The sequence below is a fragment of the Serratia sp. PGPR-27 genome, from assembly GCF_022678525.1.
Taxonomy (GTDB): domain Bacteria; phylum Pseudomonadota; class Gammaproteobacteria; order Enterobacterales; family Enterobacteriaceae; genus Serratia; species Serratia nematodiphila.
On record NZ_JALBYS010000004.1, the window covers coordinates 34,512 to 56,224 of the forward strand.

Genomic DNA, 21,713 nt, shown 5'->3' on the forward strand with positions numbered 1-21,713 from the left:
CGCGAAGGTGCTTAAAATGAAGCGAATTAAAAAATAGGAAGGGATGATTATGAGTTGTTATTACAGTTTAGAGATGATCTGCAATCCGCTGGAAATCAGCGCATCGACAGCCAGACCAATACCTTTACCGATGGTGCCGACAACGGTTTTGGCATCCGGGTTAACACCGGCAATCGCGGAAATGGTATCAATACCTGTACCTACCGCACTGCCAATCAGTGTGCCTACGTCACCAAAAAAACCAGCACCGTTAACTTGTTCAATTTCTACTGCGGATAGTTCTTTCATGATTGAAACTCCTTTTTCAGTTAGCCCTTTACTTCAGGCCATTTCATTATTGCAAATCAGGTCATTTTTTCAATAAAACTCGCGTTGTTTTTTTATACTATTGTGTTTTTTGTTAGATTGATTTTGCAGCGTTAGATTATATATTGCCGAAGTCTGGATTGTTATATCTCACTCGCCTTGAACGGCGGCGGTTTTATGAGGTTATTATTTTAAATCGGAATGATATATACCAGAAGGGAGACCTTATGAAGGTATTGACGACGCCGGAAAGACCTTTCCGGTATGATGAGCTTGCGGATAAAATTATCCGCGAGGCCAGGAGCCGCTTGGGGTGCGCCGTTTTGCGGTTTTTAGACTGCATGATCCTGGGTTATGGCCCGCCGGTGATAGTCTTTGATATCTATAATAATCACGGTAAGTTGCAAACGTTCAAAGTCATTCTTCCTCTTGGGAGCGACAAGCAGCTAAAAAAAGATCACCTCGGATTGGTTTCCTGCCTGGAGGCCAAAAAGCTGATGAGGATCAAAAAAATATAATTCATCCTGCTCGTCAACGATGCCGCGTTATCTCTCTGCGCTGCGCATCACTCCTGAAAAATCTTTAATCCTACCTGGCGTTTCTTGCGTGGGCGGCCGATGGGTTCGCCTTCTTCTTTTTTGTTGCCGTCTACATGAAAGGGCGGGAATCACTTACTGCCATAAAGTGTAGCTTTTTTTTATGCAATTTTTTTACAATAAAATGAATATGGTTATACTCTGTTTAATAGGGTCTGCGATGATCCCGCCGCCACGGGCGAAAAAAGCATTATCCTGCCTTTATCATAAGTAAATTCCTAATGCATAAACGGATTCTCTTAACAATCAATGCCGCGCAATGTTATGTTCTATATTATGTGTTTTTTCGATATTTATCTGGATATATTGCGCTCTTGGAGTAAAATTAACGTATCAGAGAAAAATCTTAGCACCGTGATGCTGATGGCAATGATGCCTTATAAATATATCTTACGATAACAATTTCCCTTGCGAAGCGCGGCAGCTTACCGCGTCTTGCTTTTGTATGCTCTCCAGGGCAGATGAGTTATATAACCCTATATAAAATGCACTTTTGCGAGGCATGGCTTTTTTTGCTTCGCCTATAACGCTTTTTTATTAAAAAGCACGTTAAAACAAAAAATAATCACAGCAATGATATTGCAGTAAGGAGAGTGAGCAAGCGTAGTCAAAAGGGAGGTTTGTTAATGGAGCGCGTCAATATCGCTATTGTGGATAAAAATCAATTCTTCAAGCTGGGGTTGAGTCTTGCCTTGCAAGAAGGTTTTCTCACGAATGGCATTAAGGCCAAGATCACGGGAGAAGAACGTGCCAACATCATATTCAGGGCGCCGGACAAGCGGGTGTCCATAAATTTTTGCCATACCCAGCTTTTGCAGGGCAACTTTTCTTCTATTCCGCTCTATTTTTCAATATTGGAGCATAAAAAGACATTCCCTAAAATTCATTGCAATTTGGAAGCCGGAAGTATTACGCGCAAAGACAGCGTGGCGGCGATCGTGGACAAGGTCATGTTCTGCTATCGCAAGAAAAATAGTTTGGTTTCAAGCTATTGCCCGCGTTGCCGTACCCAGTTGACCTTTAGCGAGGGGAAAGTGTGCCGTTTGATCCATTTGGGCTATTCACAAAACCAAACGGCGATGTTGCTCGGCATCAGCCCGAAAACGGTGAGTATTCATAAACGTTCGGCCATGAGAAAACTGAACATCGATAATAATATTGAATTCTTGCGCTGGTTAAAAATGCACAGCGACTCTTGTTAATCAGGGAAAGGAAGCGAACGGTCCGGCGCCGTATTATAAGCGGCGCTGAGCGGTCATCTTTTATTGATTTCCGCCCGGCATGGAATCGGTTTTATAGGGAGATAAAACATGGCTGTCTTTGTGAGGGAAGCGGTTTCTCATAATCATTTCAAATTATTGCAGGAACTTTATGGCAGAGATTTGGGCGGGGAGCGTTTCCTGCACTGGAAGCATTTGCTCGATCCGCATTGTGGGGCGCCGATGGAAAAAACGGGCATATTTTACAAGGATCAAGAACGTTATCTCGGGATGTTTGTATCCAGTTTTTATCCTTTTAAAATCAATAAATTGTCTTTTAACGTCAATATGCTTGGCGATCTTGGGATCCACCGTCAGGTCAAATCTTCCACCGTCTTGAAAGATTTTTTCCTGCAGGCTAAGCGTTCGGATGTGGCGGCGGATATCTGCTTTTCCGATGACAGGAAGATCAGGATTTATGAAAAGATTTTCAGAAAGTATTTAACCACCAATACGCAAATCTATCCCTTCGTCGAATTAACCTTAAAGCCTGATAAGTTTATGGCCTTTCGTTTTACCGAGGGCGGCCAAGCGCGGCAGGCCAGTTTTATCAATAATCTGGGGCGAGAAAAAGATCATCGCGCATTTGAATATATTGAAAAACATCCTCTTTATCATAAAATTCATTATATCAATAAAGGCAATCTCTACGCTGTGATTGGCTGTTCCAGTGAGTGTGCCGAACTTTTGGATATTTCCAATCCTTCCAGGGAGTGTTTTTCCTGGGCCATCGGCGTTTGTCGGCACCTGCATAGCCGTTGCAAAGTGATGATCCCTATTGGTTTTTACAAGTCGATTTGCGCTCAGGCGGCGGAGGTCATTGCAGAAAAGCGCATCAACATGCTGATCGGTTATTACTCAGAAAAGATAAGCGAGCTGATGCCGAAAGAGGTTTGGGTATGCCGCATGGATCGCCGTTAAGCAGGGCACGTGTATTCTAAATGGAGTGTTTGTCATGGAAGAGATTCCTGTATCACCCTATTCAAAAGTTTTTATCGATGAATATGACCGCCATCCAGAGGGCTGTAATTACAACGTATTGGTGCTGCAGCGTATTGAGGGCGCGCTGGATCCCATCAGATTACAAGCTGCGCTGAATGCGCTGGTGCAAGATCATGTCCTGCTGAACAGCCATATTCATGAACAGAATGGCGAGCTGTATTGGCGTCGCAATGACGCAATCCATCCTTTGCAGCATTACACGGACCGCACGCTGCTGACCCAAGTGATTCGCCAGCCCTTCGACATTTACCGCGGGCCGCTTTATCGTTGGGCGCTTTTCGCCGAGGGGGCGGGGCGCTATACCCTGGCGCTGGTGGGCCATCATCTGGTGATCGACGGCGCGTCTTCCGACGAGTTTTTCTCATTGGTGAGCCAGTACTATGGTCAACAGCGGTTATCGACACGCCTCGAGGCGGCCGAGATTGCCGCCATCAACCGGCAGCTGCAGCGCGAGGTGGAACAACTGGCCGCCGACGGAGCGCTGGCGCACTGGCGGGCCGAAGCGGCAAATTTGGGCGCGATAGACGTGCCCTTTGAGAAAAGCGGCGCCGTGCGAAGCGATGAGGCGGCCGAGCTGCGTTTCCAGGTGCCCAAAGCGCAATGGAAAGCGCTGAAGCAGGGCGCGGGAATACGGCGAATGAATGACTTTCTGGCGTTGCTGGTGCTGTGGGGCATCTTGATGGCGCGCAGCGGCAATCAGGAAACGGTCTATATCAGCTATCCGGTGTCGATAAAAAAAGGGCAAAGATTTGCGCTTGGCGGGCATGTAAACACCAGCGTGATGCCCCTCTCGCTGCGTGACGGCGAAGGCTTCGCCGCCGTTTATCAACGCGCGCTGGCGTTTATTACCGCCGCGGCGCCGCACTCGCGCCAACGGTTTAACCAACTGCCCACGCAACAGGTGGTGCAGGCGCTGGGGATCCGCGCGCTGCCGATTTCCTTTGCCCAGACCAACCTGCGCGATGCGGCCTTGGCGCTGGCCGATTGCGCCACTTCGCCGCTGTTTGAAGCCAACCACGATATGGCCAGCGCGTCGCTTTCCCTGGAATATGAGGATCGGGCCGACAGCGATGCCTTGCAGTTCCGGCTGCGTTTTCGTCAGGACATGTTTGACGAAGAAGATATGCGCGACTGCGCGGAACATTTCATGCGCTTGATGCAAGCGGCGATGCGCGCGCCTGACGCGCCTTTACGCCACCTCGCCTTTTATCCCGCCGCCGACATGCCGCCAGATGACGACGCGGCCCCCGCGTTGCCGAGAGAAACCCTCAGCGCCCGGTTTGAGGCGATCGCCCTGCGTTATCCGGATAAGATTGCGCTGGAGTTTGAGGGGCTGTATGTCAGCTACCGTGAGCTGAACGGCATGGCGAATAGCCTGGCGCGCGAAATTACGCTCCGCTACCAAGCGCTGACCGGGGGCGCTCCCCAGGCGGACACGCTGATTGCGCTGTACAGCGAGAAAAGCCTGGAAATGGTGGTGGCGCTGCTGGCGGTGCTGAAAACCGGTGCGGCCTATGTGCCGCTCTCCTGCAATTATCCTCAGGCGCGCATTCGGCATATTCTCGAAGAAACGCGCGCGCCGGTGCTCATCGCCGGGGAAAGCCTGCAATCGGTCGCCGAGGCGCTGGCGGCGATGATACCGCACGCCGTGTCTGTCCTCGCGCTGGGCGATCTGAACCGCCTGCCGCACGAGCGGCAGAATCTGCCGGCCGTCACCGGCGCCGACCGGCTCGGCGCGGTGATCTATACCTCGGGATCGACGGGGACCCCGAAAGGCGTGATGCTCGAGCAACACGCGATGTGCGGGTTGGCGACCGCGTCCGGCATCGCTGTCACGCCCGATGACGCGTTGCTCTTCCTCTCGAGCCCGGCGTTCGATGCGGCGACGTTCGAGGTGTGGGGCGCATTGCTCAACGGCGCCAAATTGGTCGTCGTGCGCGACACGGAGGATATCGCCGGCGATGTGCCGCAGCTGGAAGCCCTGCTGCGTCGGCAGCAGGTATCGATTCTGTGGGCGACGCGCAGCCTGTTCGATCATCTTTACCTCAGTCACCCCGACCTGTTCGCCGGGCTGCGCTGTCTGCTGGTGGGCGGGGAGGCGCTGACCGCCACGCTGATGCAGCGCCTGGTGCGGCAAGCCAACCGCCCGCAGCAGGTCATCAATGGCTATGGCCCGACGGAATGCACCACGTTCACCACGATGTACGCCATCGCGGCGGACGAAACCCGCAGCAGCATCCCGATTGGGCGAGCCATACCGGGGCGCGAACTTCATGTGCTGGATCGCTGGCTGCAGCCGTTGCCGCCAGGGCTGGCCGGCGAGCTGTATATCGGCGGAGACGCGCTGGCGCGCGGCTATCTCAACCAGCCGCAGCAGACGCAAGAGCGTTTCATTACGCTGAACGGGCGACGCTTGTATAAAAGCGGCGATCGGGTGCGAGCGTTGCGCGACGGCAATCTGGAGTATCTCGGCAGAAACGATTGCCAGGTAAAAATCCGCGGTTTCAGAATTGAACTCAGCGAAATAGAAAATACGATCAATGCGCTGGAGGGCGTCGAGAAATGCGTCGTGGTGGATGTCGTCCATCGCGATAGCAAGCGCCTTGCCGCTTATGTGCTGATGGCGCGGGGCGAGCCGCTGGATCCTGCCGATTTGCGCGCCCGGCTGGAGCGGATCCTGCCGGATTACATGGTGCCGTCCAGCTATGTCGCGCTCGACGAGATACCGCTGACGGTGAACGGCAAGCTGGATCGCACGGCGCTGCCCGCGCCGCAATTCGCGCAAGGCGAGCGATATGCCGCGCCGCAGAACGCGCTGGAGGCGTTGATTTGCGCCCTGTGGGCGGAGATCCTCGGCGTTGAACGGGTAGGGGTGGATGACGACTTCTTTCGTTTGGGCGGCGATTCGATCCAAAGCATCGTGTTCACCAGCGAATTGAGCAAGTCGGGCTATCACAGCAACTCGCGTGCGGTGTTCGAAACCCGGAATGCGCGGGCGCTGGCCAAGCGCATTTTGCAGCAACGGGAGGCGATTGCGCCGCTCAATGAACAGGGCGAGCTGCAGGGCGAATTCGAATTGCTGCCGATTCAGCGCTGGTACAACGAGCAGCCGCCGCAACATCGCGCCTTCTTCAACCAGACTTTTTTGGTGCGGGTGCCGCCGATGTCCGCCGAGCGCGTGGCCGATCTGGTGAACGGGCTGGCGTCGCGCCATGACATGCTGCGCGCGCGGTTTAGCGCCGACGACGCCGGCGCGCTGGTCGCGCAGCGCTATCTGTCGGTGGCCGACGGCGGCCCTTCATGGGGATACTATGACCTGGCGCTTTGTCGCCAAAGCCGCGCCGAACTTCTGCATCAATGGCAATCGGGGTTTGATCCAGTAGAAGGGCCGCTGTGCCGCTTCGTCTACATTTTCGACAGCAGCGCGCCCGGCTACGCGCTGATGTTCTGCGCATTCCATCATCTGATCATCGACGTGGTGTCCTGGCGCATCATCGTCAGAGACATGCGACGGTTGCATCAGGGGGAATCGCTGTCGGCGAAAGGCACCAGCTACCGGCAGTGGGGCGAGACGTTAAGGCACTACGCGGCGAGCCGGCATGACCAATGCGCTTACTGGTTGGCGATGATCGCCGGGCAACCCGATTACGCCACGCTCAGCGAGGGGGCGCAGAGTCCGGCGTTTTGCCGCTTCGAGTGCGACGCGGCGTTGACGACGCTGTTGATGGACAGCTGTCATCAGACCTACCGCACCTCGACCCGCGATGTGTTGCTGGCGGCGCTGGCGCCGGTGTTGCAGGCCTGGCATGGCCGTGCGGACAGTTACCTGACGCTCGAACACCATGGCCGCGATATCAATGACGATAAGATCCAGCTCGACGACACCGTCGGCTGGTTCACCGCCTTACTGCCTTTGCGCATCACCGCGCATCAGAGCCCAAAACACACGCTGCGCGCCATCAAGGACGCATTAAGAAAGATGCCGGATCACGGCATCGGCTATTCGGCGCTGAAATACGGTTCAGCGTCGGACGACGAAGCGATAGCCTGCCTGCGGCGCCACCGCTTGCCGGCCATTTCATTCAACTATCTCGGGGTCTTTAACGAACAGACTGACGACGCCTTGTGGGCCTTGATCGACCAAACGGCGGATCTGGAAAACGGCGCGCTGCCGGCGAGCGACAATGTGCTGGATCTGGTGCTCTACGTGCACGGCGACCGGCTGAGCATCGTGATGTCGGGCTTATTGCCGCAGGCGACGCTGGCCCGGATCGGTTCGCACTATCGGGAGAGCCTGTCGGCGCTGGTCGCACACTGTTGCCACGAGGCGAGCCAGGGCGTTCGCCTCGCCAGCCCGGGGGACTTCCCCCATGCCAACGTCAGCCTCGCCGAGTTGGACCGCTGGCAGCAACGTCATCGCATCGCCGCCGTTTTCGAGGCTACGGTCACGCAGCGGGAATTGATGTATTTCAACCGGCTTAACCGCGAGTATCAGATCGATCAGGCCGTTTATGAGGTGGCCGGCCCGCTGCAGCCGGAGGTGTTGAACCAGGCCTGGTCGCTGGCGCTGCAGCGATTTGAAATGCTGCGCGCAGGGTTTGGCGATCAAACCCGCCGTGGGCGGCCCAACGTCTTCATCTGCGAGACGCTGCAGGCGCCGATCGCGATCGAGGATTGGACCGACGCGCCGCCGTCCTCGCTGGAAGAAAGGATGGAAGCGCTGTTGGCCCGGGAACGAGAAACCTCGTTTGAGCTGGATGCGCCGCCGTTGATCCGCTGGCGCCTGATCAAGTTGAACGCCGATGAGCACTATCTGGTGCAGACCTTTAACCATATCTTGTTCGACGGTTGGTCCCTCGGCGTTCTGTTCGAACACTGGTTCAACGACTATCTCACCTTGCTGGAAGGGGGCGCGCCGGCGCTGGAAATTAACCGATTTGAGCCTTTCGCCGCTTATGTGCGCGCGCACGGCGACGATCCCGAGGCGCAGGCGTTCTGGGCGGACTATTTGCGCGGGGCGCCGGTCAACCAACGTTTGCCGTTGAGCGCTTCGCCGGCTGCCGCGCCGCAGGGGCGACGCATGCGGCAATATGGCGCGGAATTCAGCGCGGAACAGGTGGCAAGCCTCACTGCGTTTTGCCGGCGCCAGGGGATCACGGTCAATCAACTGACGCAGCTGGCCTGGATGCTGGCGCTGGCCGAAGCGCTGGCCTGTGACGATATCGCGATCGGCACGACCATGAGCGAGCGCCCGGCGGACATTGAGCAGGTGCAGACGCTGTTTGGCCTGTGTGTCGCCAGCCCGGTGCTGCGCCTGCAGGCGATTCGCCGCCGGCCCATTTATGCATTGCTGGCCGATATCGCGGATTCCCAGACGCTGAGGCAGAAGTACGCCTTTTCCGAACTGAACCGCTACGACGAACAATGGGTGCCCACTTCGCCGTTCGGCAGCCTGTTTGTGTTTGAAAACATGCCGCAACCGCAGAAGGATCCGCGCTTGCCGTTTACGTTCCAGGTGACGGATATCGTCAGCGGCAGCAACCACCAGACGGTGCTGTGCTTGTTCCCCGAAGCGGAACGGCTCGCCATTTCACTGTTTTATGATTCTCACGAGATAGCTCAGGAGACCATCGTTGCGGTAGGACGCCGTTTTCAGGCCATTGCGCTCGCGATCGCCCACCTTCCGCCCGACAGCGAAATCCGCGCCGAAGACGGGATTATCCAGGCGGAGGAGGCGTGATATGTGGCTTGCTATCGACGGCAAAATAAAATACCGGGCGATCGTGAGCGATCTTGACGGAACCTTGCTGGATCCTGCCGGAAATCTGTCTGATCTGACGGTGGAAACGCTCAATATCCTGCATGCCCGCGGACTGGAAATCGTCATCGCGACAGGCCGTTGCGATGCGGATGCGCGCGGGATTGTGGATGGCTTGGGGTTCTCGCCGGCGATCGTCTCCTGCAATGGCGCGATGGTCAATATCGAGGGGCGGCCGGTGGCGGATAAAAGCTATTTCCTGCCTCGCGACAGCCAAATGATGTTGATGGATTACCTCTTCGCCTGTCCGCTCCACGTGACGTTGTTCACCCAGGAAGGATGGATGATGGCCGAAGAGAATCCGCATTTTGCCGACTATATCAAAACCTCGGGCGTCGCTTGCCGCTATGTCGAGCCGGAGGCGATGAAACGGCAACCGATCCTGAAAGTGCTGCTGCAGGGGGAAGCGGCGCTGATCGAGCGGTTTTACGACGAGGTCAGTCAGGCTTTCGGAAAAACGCTGTCCATCTGTAAGTCCTCTGCGGAAACGATAGACATCATGGATAAGCATATTTCCAAGGCCAGGAGCGTGGCCGACTATCTGAGCGCCAAACAGATAGCGATGCGCGATTGCCTCTCTTTCGGCGATGCGATGAACGATTTGGACATGCTGCGCTGGGCCGGAACGGGGGTGGTGATGGGCAATGCCATGGGCGAATTGAAGCGCGCGCTACCGTTTAACCCGATTGCGTTGCCCAACAGCCGCAATGGCGTTGCCGATTATCTCTGCCGTGAGTTCGGCCTGTTCTGACATTGTCACCGCCGCGCGGGTGAACGCATTGGCAACAGGGTCTTTCGTGGGCAGATAACAAGGAGGTGAACAAACAGTGAGGGTTTCATTTTTTCATTACTAAACATGTCGATAAATACAAAGGAGACAGTATGAAAGAACTGACTGAAGCAGAAGTCATGGCGGTTTCCGGCGCAGGCATCGCTTCCGATGCCGGCAAAATCCTGGGCAATGGCATTGGCGCCATCGTAGATGCCGGTACCGGTCTATTCGGGATCCACGCGGATGCGGCGGGCGCCGGCGCCAAACTCGGTGAGGGCATTGGCGCCGTCATCGATGCCGGTATTAGCGCCTTCTCGCAGCTGTTTGGCCGTAAATCGTCATAAGCCCGGCCCTTAATGAAAAGTGCCCGCAAGGGCACTTTTACCTCGCACATGTCGGGAGCCGCAAGAACGGCAAAGGGAGAGTTCATGGCGAATAAAATCATCTTGATCATGGCCATCAATCTGTTCGTGGCGGTGGCGTTGGCGGTGTTTAACTTTATCTATATCCAAAAGAAGGTGGATATACGCGCCCCCAATGACGCCACGCCCTTTCAGGTGACCGAGAAAGCGCAGGGCAGGATCGTCTCCATGCAGCAGACCTCGGTATTTCTGAACAACAATCCTGTGGTGGCGTTTACGTTGGAAATCAACGCCAGGCGCAAACAGTTTACGATCGCTGACCATCGGGAGGTCGTGCTGTATATCGCCGTGAGCCGTTATGAGGAAAACGGCGTTTACAGCCTATTGCTGGGCGAGAACGACAGGGACGTGGCGTTCGAAAAGGACAGCTTTGGCTATCCGATACGCTTTCATCAGGTGCTCTAGGCGCGCGGAAGGTTTCCTGCCGCCAGGCGGCGTACAAGGGATTTGCCACGGACAAAGGGGGGAGGAAAAAATGCTAAAACGCATCGGATACATCGCGCTGATTTGCCTGGCCTTAATCGGCGGCCGGCAGGCCATGGCGGCAGAGGAAGATCGCTGCTTTGCGGACGAACATCCCGCCTTGCACACCGTTATTCCTTGTTATAACAATCAGTTGGCGATATTGCCTCTGTCATATTCGTTAAAGGGCGTGGATAACGGCCATGACGTGTCGATACGCCATTATCGGTTGATGTCGCAATCCTGGTCGCCGCAAGACGCCATCCGGCCGACGCAATGGTGGCACGATGTGGATATTTATATCCCCAACGGTGCGCTTGCCCGTAAAGCGTTGGTGCTGATGAGCGATGACTGCGCTTGCGCCGCCGCAGGGGCGAGCGGGGCAGGCAAGCAAAATGCGACGTTTTCCGTCGCTATGCCGGCGGCATTGGCGGCGGAAAGTCACACCGTCGTGATTGTCGTCAACCGGCTGCCTTATCCGTACCTGGAATATCAAAATGAGGGGCGGCGTCGTGCGGGGGAGGACAGCCAGGCCAGAGGCTGGCGTTTGTTCCTGGACGATGCGGATGAATACTTGATGATGCCGCTGGCGATCCCCATGACGGCGGCCTTGTCGCAAACCATGACGCTGGCGCAGCGCGAATTGAGCCGGTGGGGGATAGATAAATTCATCGTGGCGGGCGCGGCGAGCGGCGCAACCGCGGCGTGGCTGACGTCATTGTCGGATGAGCGCATCGATGCCGTCGTCGCCATGTTCCCGGATGGGGTCGCGGCGCGGCAGGTCTTGAAGCATACCTATCGTACGTATGGCGGCCGTTGGCCGTTGGCGTTTCATCCTTATTACCAACTCGGCATCGATCGGCGCATAGAGACGCCGGCGTTCGACAAACTGATGCAAATAGCGGATCCCACCGCTTATCCGCCGCCGACGGCGGGAGCGCGGCCAGCTGTACCGAAATATGTCATCATCGCCAGCGGCGACGAACGTTATCCGCCGGACAGCACGCGATTCTATTTCAGCGCCTCAGCGGGAGAGGCTTCGCTGCGCGCGATTGCCGACGGGGATCGCGCGGCAAGTCGGCCGGCCGCCGAACGCGCCATACTGGCGATGATCAAGCGCCGCCAGCGCGATATCGCGTTGCCGACGATCGAGGTGCAAGGCAGCGCCGCGGATGCTGCGGTGCGCACGCTGCGTTTTTCCGAACCGCCGGCCACCGTGCGGCGCTGGAGCGCGCACAACCGCACGGCCCGAGATTTTCGTTATTCGTGCGGCGTACGCTTTACCCCGGAGCCGTTGGCCGCAGCGGAGGCCGATCGCGGCGAGTTTCGTCTGGCCGTCCCGGCGCAAGGCTGGGAGGCCACCTTTATCGAGGCGGTGTTCAACGATGGGTTTATCGCGACCACGCCGGTCTTTATCACGCCGGACGATAACTATCCGTCCGCCGTTCCCGCGGGCGATGGCCTGGCGTGTGAAACCCTACCCGGCAGAGGGCTGGGTGAAGATTATCGCCATGACGATTAATTAGCGGCGCCGAAAAACAATAAGGCGGCAATGCGTTATTATGCGCGACAGAGCGCATTGCCGCCTTATTTTCGAAATAGTGAACGGCGCCAGACAGAATATTTCTGCGTAACGCCATTTTCTCGTTGTCATATGATCGCGCCGGTTTCACGAACGGCGAACGCCTTATTCTCCCTCCTTTATCGCCATGCTTTTGCTATTCTGCTTCCCCTCTTGCTGTCGCCGCGTCGTGATGTCTTTCGTAATATAAATGTCATTTATTTCAGTGCGAGTTTTTTCGCCCGGTTTTCATTTTACGGCGATGTCACCTGATTTTTCGCCTGAGGGGGAAATGAGGAGGATCTGGCGAAAGCGCCTTCGAATAGCGCGAGAATAAATTCTCTTGCTGCCAGATGAATGAATCAAGAAACGCCGATTTGGCGGTTTTTTCAAAATAAAATTAAGAATGATGCTAATTCTATTTGGGGTAATTATCTTTTCTCATCTTTACATTGATTTTATGTATTGCTAAAGGGGGAAAGCTAAGCATAATTAACTGTGAAAGGAGCGGGGCTCCTATTCTCCCTGTCCGGGATCTCCGTGGCGGGGATATTTTGAAGTCTGTCTAATCAAAAGGAGAAGTACCCATGATGGAAAAAAAAGTGATTATGTTGGCATTTGTCGCGGCAGCCTGTTCAAGCGCTTTACCTGCTCTGGCAGCAGATGGTCAGGTTAATTTTACCGGGAATATTGTCGATGCTGCGTGCAAGGTCACGAATGACTTGAGTAATCCATTAAATGTTGTTTTGGGTGATGTGGCCCGAACGGCATTTGCGGGTGGCAAAGGATCAACGTCCAGCGCGACAAAATTCACGCTGGAAGTCACCGATTGTCCGGATACGGTAAAAAGCGCCACCGTTAAGTTTGACGGCGCGGCCGATAACGGCGACAGCAACGTATTGCAGCTGACCCAGGAAACGGATGTCGCTACCGGCGTCGGTATCCAACTGTCTGATATTTCTAACAGTGTTCTGCCGCTTTACACGGCGTCGACGGCTTATCCGTTGGCTTCCGGCAGCGGCGTGAAAAATAACCTCGATTTTACCGCCCGCTATATTTCCACGCAGGCAGATGTGACCGCCGGTAAAGCCAATAGCGTCGCCACCTTTACGCTGAATTATAACTGATAATATTTTCTTGCCCGCTGGTTCACAGCGGGCTGTATTGCCTCGGAGATAATATTATGCGTTTTAATCGCTACGGCGCCTTAGCGGCTTTCATTATTTTATTGTTTGCGTCTACGGTTCACGCCGGCGTGGTGATTGGCGGGACGCGGGTGATATTCAACGGCGAAAAAAAAGAAGCGTCAATCAGCGTGGAGAATCCGGATAAAGAACCGTATTTGATTCAGTCCTGGCTGGAGAATCAACAAAGCGGGGTGGATAAAATCGCGTTTATCGTTACGCCGCCTTTATTTCGGTTGGACGGCAACCAGGAAAATATGCTGCGCATCGTGAAAGTGGGCGATGACTTACCGAAAGATAAAGAAAGCTTGTATTGGATGAATATTAAATCCATTCCTTCAACAACACAGACAGGTAAATCGAATACGCTGCAAATAGCGGTCAAGACCCGCATTAAATTGATTTATCGGCCGGCGCCGCTGCTCCGCCAGGTACCCGAAGAAGTGACGCAGCAGCTGAAATGGCAGCGTGTCGGTTCAGAATTAAAACTCACCAACCCAACGCCTTATTATATGAACTTCCATTATGTCCGTATCGGGGGGCGGGAAATGAAAGAGGTGGCGTATATCGCGCCGATGAGCAGCGAAATGTTTGCATTGCCCGTGGCGGGCGCAACGTCGGTAAGCTGGAAATTAATTAATGATTATGGCGGCACAGGTAAAGAACATCAGTCAGGTATTTAATCTGTAAGGGAAGGCAGAAAAAGGGATAAAACATTTCAATAATGGAGCTAATGAATGATAACTCAAAAGCGTATATTAGCGAAGCGGGATGCTTGGCTGAAACGCATAGCCTTATTCACGGTAACAACGGCGGTATGCGGCAATATGGCTAATCCCGCCTTCTCTCGTGATTATTTTAATCCGGCGTTGCTGGAAACCGGGCGCTCAGGCCAGCAGCACGTCGATCTGTCGATTTTTGAAAATGGCCAGCAGGTTCCCGGCACGTATCGGGTCGATATTTGGGTGAACGACATGCTGCTGGAAACGCGCGAGGTGTCGTTCGCTCTGCGAGCCGGCAGCGACGAGAAGGCCGATCTGCAGCCTTGTCTGACGCGGGAAGATCTGAAACGGCTTGGGGTGAAAGTTGAGCTGTTTCCCGGTTTGGCCGGCGCCGATCGCTGCGCGAATTTGGCCGCGATCCCACAGGCCTCGGCGCAATTTCAATTTAACCGCCAACGCCTGATGCTGAGTATCCCCCAGGCGGCGTTGGAAAATAAGGTGCGCGGATACGTTCCGCCGGAACAATGGGATGAAGGCCTGCCGGCGATGCTGCTGAACTACGGCTTCACCGGCAGCAACAGCAAGGGGCGCGATCGATTCACCCAGAGCGCAAGCAGTTATTACCTCAACCTGCGGCCGGGCTTCAACCTGGGCGCCTGGCGAGTGCGGAACTACACCACCTGGAGCTACAACAGCGCCGGCGGCGGGCGAGCGTCGGAGGATCGTTGGGACTCCGTCTATACCTACGCCCAGCGCAATATCATCCGCCTGAAAAGCTTGCTGACGCTCGGCGAAAGCAGCAGCCCGTCCGATGTGTTTGACAGCGTGTCGTTTCGCGGCGCGCAGCTGGCTTCCGATGACGACATGTTGCCGGAAAGCCTGCGTGGTTATGCGCCGGTGGTGCGCGGCATCGCGCGCAGCAATGCGCAAGTGGTCATTCGCCAAAACGGCTATGTCATCTACCAGAGTTACGTTGCGCCGGGCGCGTTTGAAATTTCGGACATGTACCCGACCGGCGGCAGCGGCGATTTGGAGGTGACTATCAAGGAGGCGGACGGCAGCGAACAGCACCTGACCGTTCCCTTCGCCAGCCTGCCGGTGCTGCAACGCGAAGGGCGGCTGAAATATGCGCTGACCTCGGGGCAATACCGCACTTACGATCACAGCGTGGATAAAAAGATCTTCTCGCAGGCCAGCCTGATTTATGGCTTGCCCGCCGGTTTCACCCTGTATGGCGGCGGCCAATTCGCCGGGCCGTATCAATCGCTGGCGTTGGGCCTGGGCAAGAACCTGGGCGAGTTCGGCGCCCTGTCGGCCGACGTCACCCAGGCGTGGGCAAAGCAGGAGCATCAACCGAAAAGCGATGGTCAGTCGTGGCGTGTGCGCTACAGCAAAAATATCGTCGAGACGGGGACGAACTTCGCCATCGCCGGCTACCGCTATTCGACCAGCGGCTACTATGGGCTGCAGGAAGTGCTGGACACCTATCGCAGCGGCAACCGTTACGCCCCGATAGACCGCCGCAAAAATCGCGGCGAAATCACGCTGAACCAGAATTTATGGGAAGGGGCGGGGTCGCTTTCACTCAGCGCGGTCTCCGAAGACTATTGGGGCTCCGAGCGCAATATGCAGTCGCTGAGCGCGGGTTACAACAATAGTTGGAATGGCATCAGCTACGGTTTTAACTACAGCTACAGCCGGAATTCACAGGCTATTTACGACGATTCGAACCGCGGGCGCATTTACGATCGCGATCAGATCTTCGCTTTCAACATCAGCGTGCCATTAGAGAAATGGCTGAGCAACACCTACGCCACCTACAACCTCAACACCAGCAAAAAAGGCAATACCAGCCATACGGCGGGCCTCAACGGCACGGCGCTGGCCGGCGGCAACCTCAGTTGGAGCGTACAGGAAGGGTATGGCAGCCAGGGCCAGGGCAACAGCGGCAACGCCAACGCCGACTGGCGCGCGACGTACGGCGAACTCACGGCGGGCTACGCCTACGATCGCAGTCAACAGCGCGTCAACTACGGGGTGAAGGGCGGGGTGATCGCCCATGAAGACGGCGTGACCTTCGGTCAACCGTTCGGCGAAACCGTCGCCCTGGTACAGGCAGCCGGCGCGAGCGATGTGGCGGTCGGCAATCAGGTCGGGGTGAAAACCGACTGGCGCGGCTACGCGATCGTTCCTTACGCCACACCTTATCGCAACAATTCGATTCGCCTCGATGTCGACAGCTTGCCGGATGATGTCGATCTCGAGTTGACGAACCAGTCGGTCACGCCGACTCGCGGCGCGGTGAGCCGGGCGAATTTCAAAGCCAACGTCGGCAGACGGATTTTGATGAAGGTGACGGACTCGCAGGGGGCCCCCCTGCCGCTGGGCGCCAGCCTGCGTCTTGCCGAGGGGGCGACTCAGCCGTTCCTGGTCGGCGGCGACGGCGTGGTCTATCTGACCGGCATGGCGGAAAAGGGCCTGCTCATCGCGCAGTGGGGCAGGAATGGCGAGAACCAATGCCGCATCCGTTATCAGTTGCCGGCGGAGCCGCCGTCAGCGGGTCTCCAAACCCTAAACGGCGTTTGCCAATAGATCTCGCTCTATTTCCATCATGACTTTTAAGTGAGAGTGAAAATGAACGTTTTTCTCAGGATATTCGGTTACGGCGCCCTGGTGTGGCTGGCGACGCTCACGACGGCGGTTTATGCCGGCACCTGTACCACCAACGCGAAAACCGCCCGTATGGGGTTGCTGACGCTGGCCGTGGATCCGCGCATTGAAGTCGGCGAGCAGTTGGCTGTTCGAACCGAGAACAGTATGAACGGCACGACGTTTTCTTTTCTTTGTTCCGGTTCGGTCGCCTATCGCTCCATGTCGCCGCTGACGCCGAGCGCGCTGCCCGGCGTATTTGAAACGGGCATAGAGGGCGTGGGGGTGACGATTTCAGACTTATGGCAGAGCAATAAGAACGTGCCCGTCAACACGGCGATTTCGCCCAACTTGCTGACGCCGTGGATCAATCGAAACGATGTTCGGCTGACGTTTATTAAAACCGGTCCGATCAAAACCGGCGGCGATATGGGCGGGAAAATTATCGCCAGATATTATCTGGATTCGACCTCCATTTTGGATCTCAGTATTTCCGGCATGAAGGTCATTCAGAAAAGTTGCCTGGTTGATTTGAACTATAAAAATCAAACGGTGAATCTGGGCAGCCCTAAACGCAGCGAGTTTAACGGCGTCGGCAGCACGGCGGCGTCTTCCGAACGCAATTTTTCCGTGGTTCTGCAATGTCAGGAGGACAATATTCCGGTTCAGGTCACGTTCGAGGCGGCCGGAAATTCGCCAGGCGTGGGAATGATTGATATCGCCGACGGTGCCGATGCGGCGAAGGGCGTCGCCGTGGAAGTGTTGGATGAGAACCGTAATCCATTAACGTTTTCCAGACCGATCAATTACCACACCGCGGCTGAAAAAGAGATCAGGATCCCCTTGATGGCGCGCTATAAGCAAACGGGAGCCATTAGCCCCGGGCAGGCCGACGCGGTGATGACATTCACCATTACGCAGAATTAAAGAGACCCCCATTAAAAATATAATGTCGTCTGTTCGCGCGACATTATTGGTGGCATCAGGCGCTGCAGGCCGATGCCAATGCAATGACAACACGCATGTATGGCCGTGTTTGTCCGTTTAAATATGGAGATTAACCAATGAAAGAACTGTCTGTTATCGAAATGAATGAAGTGTCAGGCGCTTATTCCTGGGATATGAGCAATGGACTGTCGGGGCTGATTGGCAGCGCCGTTTCCAATGCCGCGGAAGCCGTTTCATCCATCGCTCTGGGCGCCTCCGTGGGCAGCATGGCGGGCGCCGTCATCGGCGGTAAGCACGGCGGCGACGGCGGCGGCCTGCTGGGCGTCGGCTCGATTGGCCAGGGCGTCGGCATGGTCGCCGGCGGCATCCTGGGCGGCGTAGCCAGCGGCGTGGCCGCAGCCGTTATTGGCTGGGACACCACGCTGGAATACTCCAAAAAAGGCCTCGATGGGCTGATTAACGGCACCATCAGCTAAATCCATATGCGGTCCAAAGCCGCAGCGTTCTCGCTGCGGCTGTCTCCCGGTCAGGCAAGCGCAGGTTCTTCCTATGAGTGATAATAAGAGCAGGAATATTTTCCGCCAGGAGGCGGTCAATTATCAACGTCAAAGATGGACCGGCAGGGCGCTGTTAATTTCCGGCGCGTCGAGCCATGTGATTGCCGCCACCTGTTTCACTTTTATTCTGATCCTGGCGGGCGCACTCTATTTTTGCGAGTACACGCGCCGGGTCGATGTTGAAGGCGAGGTGATCAGCATCCCGCATTCCACCAATGTGTTTTCCTCCCAATACGGCTACGTGAGCCAGGCATTTCATAAAGCCGGTGACGTCGTGGAAAAGGACGAGCCGCTGTATGTGATTGATGTCTCGAGAAGCACCACGTCCGGCAATGTCAGCCATATCGCGGCCAGCGAAATAAGCAAACAGATTAGCAATCTGGATTCGATAATCAGCAAGCTGAATAAAAATAAAACCGCCATGCTGGATAATTTGCGCAAACAGATCAATAGCTATGAAAACGCCTATAAAGAAACCGAGAAACTGAACCTCAGCGCCAAAGAGGGGATGGATAAAATGCGGGATAGCCTGAAAAATTACGAGCACTATTTGACGAAAGGCCTGATCACCAAAGATCAGTTAAATTATCAGCGTTCGCTCTTTCAACAACAGCAAAGCTCGTATCAGGCGCTCTACAGCCAAAAGATCCAGCAAAATATTCAGCTGTCGCAGTTGCGCAGCGATTTGCTGATTCGCGCCGCCGATTACGACAATCAGATATCGCAAAGCGAATCGCAACGCAGTGATTTACAACGCCAGCTGGCGGAGTCCAATGCCGGCGGCCAGGTCATTATCAAAGCGCCGCTCAAGGGGAAAATCGAGTCGTTGAGCGTGACCACCGGGCAGGTGGTCGAGAGCGGCAGCAGTCTGGCGCAAATCAAACCGATTGATAACATCAAATATTATCTGGTTTTATGGCTGCCGAATAACAGTTTGCCCTACGTGAAAATCGGCGATGGCATCAACATTCGCTATGAAGCCTTCCCGTCGGATAAATTCGGTCAGTTTCCGGGAAAAATAGAATCCATCTCGTCGGTCCCCGCCTCCCCGCAGGAAATGTCGGAATACAGCAGCGGAAATAAAAGGGAAAGGAACGCCTACTACAAAGTGCTGGCGTCCATCAGCGACACGCAATTCAGCGATAAAGGCAAATATCTCGAAATCAGCAGCGGGCTGCAGGCCAGGGTCATCGTCTTCCTGGATAAGAAACCGCTTTATCAGTGGGCGGTCGCGCCTTTGTATGACATAAAAAACAGCGTCGTGGGGCGAGTCGATGAAGGACAATAATCTCTTTGAACGGATCAACGAGAAGTTAACCTTCTCACTGCGCAAGCGGGTGCCGAGCATCTTGCAGTCGGAGTCATCGGAATGCGGCCTGGCGTGCCTCGCCATGATCGCCTCCTATTACGGGTTTAATGTGGATATGCTGAGCCTGCGGCAGCGATTCGGCATTTCCACCCAGGGCGCGACCCTGGGGACGATCTCTCAAATCGCGTCGCAAATCCAGCTGAAGACGCGCGCCTTGTCCCTGGACATCGACGAAATCAATCAGCTGAAAACGCCCTGCATACTGCACTGGAATATGAATCACTTCGTGGTGTTGGTTAAGGTGCAGCGCGCCGGTTTTGTCATTCACGATCCGGCCTTCGGGCGCCGAGTGATCGGGCTGCAGGAGATGTCGAATCATTTTACCGGCATCGCGTTGGAGCTGTGGCCCGACAGGGCCTTTCAAAAAGAGACCCTCAAGACCCGTTTGCGCCTGCTGGATTTGATGAAAAACATCGAGGGCCTGCCGGGGACGCTGCTCAAGATCTTTGCGTTATCGATAGTCATCGAGTCGGTCAACCTGCTGCTGCCGGTGGGAACCCAACTGGTGACCGACCATGTCATTCAGGCGCATGACTACAGCCTGCTGACGGTCATCTGTTTGGGGCTGATCTTCTTCACCTTGTTCCGCGCGGTGGTCAGCATCGCCAGGGCCTGGATCTCCATCGTGCTCGGGACGCTGACCGATATTCAGTGGAAGACGACGCTGTTTGAACACCTGATGAAGCTGCCGCTGGATTTTTTCGAAAAACGGCACCTGGGGGACATTCAATCGCGCTTTTCCTCGCTGGATGCGATCAGAACCACCTTTACCAATAATATCGTCAGCGGGATCATCGACGGCATCATGACGGTCGGGCTGTTCGCGATGATGATGGTCTACGGCGGCTGGCTGGTCTGGGTCGTGGCGGGCTTCACTCTGATCTACATCCTCATCAGGATGATGACTTACAGAACCTACCGTCAATTCTCGGAGGAGCAGATCGTCAAGGCGGCCAAGGCCAACTCGCATTTCATGGAGACGCTGTACGGCATCTCTACCGTCAAGGCGCTGGGCATCAAGGAAACGCGCTCCAGCTATTGGCTCAATCTGAACGTCGACGCCGCCAATACCAATATCAAAATCACCCGATTCAATATGATGTTCGGCGGGATCAATACCTTTATCACGACGCTCGATCAGGTGGCGATCCTGTGGCTTGGCGCCATGATGGTCATCGACAATTCCATGACGCTCGGCATGTTCATGGCGTTCAATGCCTATCGCGGCCAATTCTCTCAGCGGGCCTCGAGCCTGATCGATCTGGCGATCGGCTTGCGCATGCTGTCGCTGCACAATGAGAGGATATCCGACATCGTCTTTACCGATGCGGAGACGGAGTCCGCGCCGCGACAGGTTTTCCCCTCGGGCACGGGGATTGCCATTGAGGTAAAAAATCTTACGTATCAATATGACGCGCTGTCGCGGCCGATCTTCAAAGACCTGAACATGCGCATTGCGGCCGGCGAAAGCGTGGCCGTCGTGGGCGCCTCCGGCGCGGGCAAGACCACCTTGCTGAAGGTGATGTGCGGTTTGCTCAGCCCCACTTCCGGCCAGGTTTTGGCCGACGCGATGGATATCCATAAAGTCGGGGTGAATAACTACCGTAACGCGATCGCCTGCGTGCTGCAGGACGACCGGCTGTTCTCCGGGTCCATTGCGGAAAACATCAGCGGGTTTGAGGTCAATGCCAATAAAGAGCTGATCATGGCCTGCGCGATACACAGCAATATCCACGATGAAATCATGCAGATGCCGATGGGCTACGAAACCCTGATCGGCGAGTTGGGCAACGGCATCTCCGGCGGGCAAAAGCAACGTTTGTTTATCGCGCGCGCCCTCTATCGCCGCCCGAGCGTGCTGTTTATGGATGAAGCGACCAGCCATCTGGACGTTGAGAATGAGTCGGCGATCAACCGGGCGATATCTTCGCTGAATATTACGCGCGTGATCGTCGCCCACAGAAAGTCGACCATCGACTCGGCCGACAGGGTGGTGGTGCTGGGGGCCGGGAGCGGCGCGCCGGCAGGCGGCGGTGAATAAAGGGCGCTTGCCGGCGCCGGAGGCGAAGCCGGCAACGCAGGCTGT

The 21,713-nt window shown here is 55.5% G+C and carries 16 protein-coding genes; 15 read left to right on the forward strand and 1 reads right to left on the reverse strand.

The window, feature by feature from the left end:
- Positions 1 to 60 precede the first annotated feature (60 nt).
- Positions 61 to 288, reverse strand: a complete 228-nt coding sequence (locus MMS95_RS03390) for a hypothetical protein (RefSeq protein ID WP_004935320.1) — start codon at positions 286 to 288, stop codon at positions 61 to 63.
- A gap of 245 nt (positions 289 to 533) precedes the next feature.
- Between MMS95_RS03390 and MMS95_RS03395 the strand changes: the two genes are divergently transcribed.
- The 15 genes from MMS95_RS03395 to MMS95_RS03465 all read left to right on the forward strand — a co-directional run bounded on the left by MMS95_RS03395 (position 534) and on the right by MMS95_RS03465 (position 21,668).
- Positions 534 to 824 (forward strand): hypothetical protein, encoded by a 291-nt coding sequence (locus tag MMS95_RS03395; protein ID WP_004935318.1) that lies wholly within the window; start codon positions 534 to 536, stop codon positions 822 to 824.
- 704 nt (positions 825 to 1,528) lie between these two features.
- Complete coding sequence (locus MMS95_RS03400) at positions 1,529 to 2,104, forward strand: LuxR family transcriptional regulator (protein ID WP_004935315.1); 576 nt, start codon at positions 1,529 to 1,531, stop codon at positions 2,102 to 2,104.
- A gap of 108 nt (positions 2,105 to 2,212) precedes the next feature.
- Positions 2,213 to 3,082, forward strand: a complete 870-nt coding sequence (locus MMS95_RS03405) for a hypothetical protein (protein WP_242141387.1) — start codon at positions 2,213 to 2,215, stop codon at positions 3,080 to 3,082.
- A 34-nt stretch (positions 3,083 to 3,116) separates the two neighbouring features.
- Positions 3,117 to 8,903, forward strand: coding sequence for a non-ribosomal peptide synthetase (locus MMS95_RS03410; protein ID WP_176325769.1), 5,787 nt, complete (start codon positions 3,117 to 3,119; stop codon positions 8,901 to 8,903).
- 1 nt (position 8,904) lies between these two features.
- The gene (locus tag MMS95_RS03415) at positions 8,905 to 9,732 is read left to right on the forward strand and encodes a Cof-type HAD-IIB family hydrolase (protein WP_004935307.1); all 828 of its coding nucleotides are present in this window, start codon (positions 8,905 to 8,907) and stop codon (positions 9,730 to 9,732) included.
- A 131-nt stretch (positions 9,733 to 9,863) separates the two neighbouring features.
- Positions 9,864 to 10,097, forward strand: a complete 234-nt coding sequence (locus tag MMS95_RS03420) for a hypothetical protein (protein ID WP_004935304.1) — start codon at positions 9,864 to 9,866, stop codon at positions 10,095 to 10,097.
- Positions 10,098 to 10,181: 84 nt separating this feature from the next.
- A complete protein-coding gene (locus MMS95_RS03425) occupies positions 10,182 to 10,580 on the forward strand; it encodes a hypothetical protein (protein WP_160125595.1) in 399 nt (132 codons plus the stop codon).
- A 70-nt stretch (positions 10,581 to 10,650) separates the two neighbouring features.
- A complete protein-coding gene (locus MMS95_RS03430; RefSeq protein ID WP_242141388.1) occupies positions 10,651 to 12,159 on the forward strand; it encodes a PhoPQ-activated protein PqaA family protein in 1,509 nt (502 codons plus the stop codon).
- A 626-nt stretch (positions 12,160 to 12,785) separates the two neighbouring features.
- Complete coding sequence (locus MMS95_RS03435) at positions 12,786 to 13,325, forward strand: fimbrial protein (protein WP_004935293.1); 540 nt, start codon at positions 12,786 to 12,788, stop codon at positions 13,323 to 13,325.
- Between the two features lie 56 nt (positions 13,326 to 13,381).
- Positions 13,382 to 14,065, forward strand: a complete 684-nt coding sequence (locus MMS95_RS03440; RefSeq protein ID WP_004935289.1) for a fimbria/pilus periplasmic chaperone — start codon at positions 13,382 to 13,384, stop codon at positions 14,063 to 14,065.
- 144 nt (positions 14,066 to 14,209) lie between these two features.
- Positions 14,210 to 16,696, forward strand: a complete 2,487-nt coding sequence (locus MMS95_RS03445) for a fimbria/pilus outer membrane usher protein (RefSeq protein ID WP_347340945.1) — start codon at positions 14,210 to 14,212, stop codon at positions 16,694 to 16,696.
- A 42-nt stretch (positions 16,697 to 16,738) separates the two neighbouring features.
- The gene (locus MMS95_RS03450) at positions 16,739 to 17,680 is read left to right on the forward strand and encodes a fimbrial protein (RefSeq protein ID WP_004935283.1); all 942 of its coding nucleotides are present in this window, start codon (positions 16,739 to 16,741) and stop codon (positions 17,678 to 17,680) included.
- 137 nt (positions 17,681 to 17,817) lie between these two features.
- On the forward strand, positions 17,818 to 18,177 hold the full coding sequence (locus MMS95_RS03455) for a hypothetical protein (protein WP_004935280.1): 360 nt from the start codon (positions 17,818 to 17,820) through the stop codon (positions 18,175 to 18,177).
- Positions 18,178 to 18,250: 73 nt separating this feature from the next.
- Positions 18,251 to 19,546, forward strand: a complete 1,296-nt coding sequence (locus MMS95_RS03460; RefSeq protein WP_182264225.1) for an HlyD family secretion protein — start codon at positions 18,251 to 18,253, stop codon at positions 19,544 to 19,546.
- Positions 19,533 to 21,668, forward strand: a complete 2,136-nt coding sequence (locus tag MMS95_RS03465; protein ID WP_021505808.1) for a peptidase domain-containing ABC transporter — start codon at positions 19,533 to 19,535, stop codon at positions 21,666 to 21,668. Before MMS95_RS03460 ends, MMS95_RS03465 begins: the two co-directional genes overlap by 14 nt.
- Positions 21,669 to 21,713 lie beyond the last annotated feature (45 nt).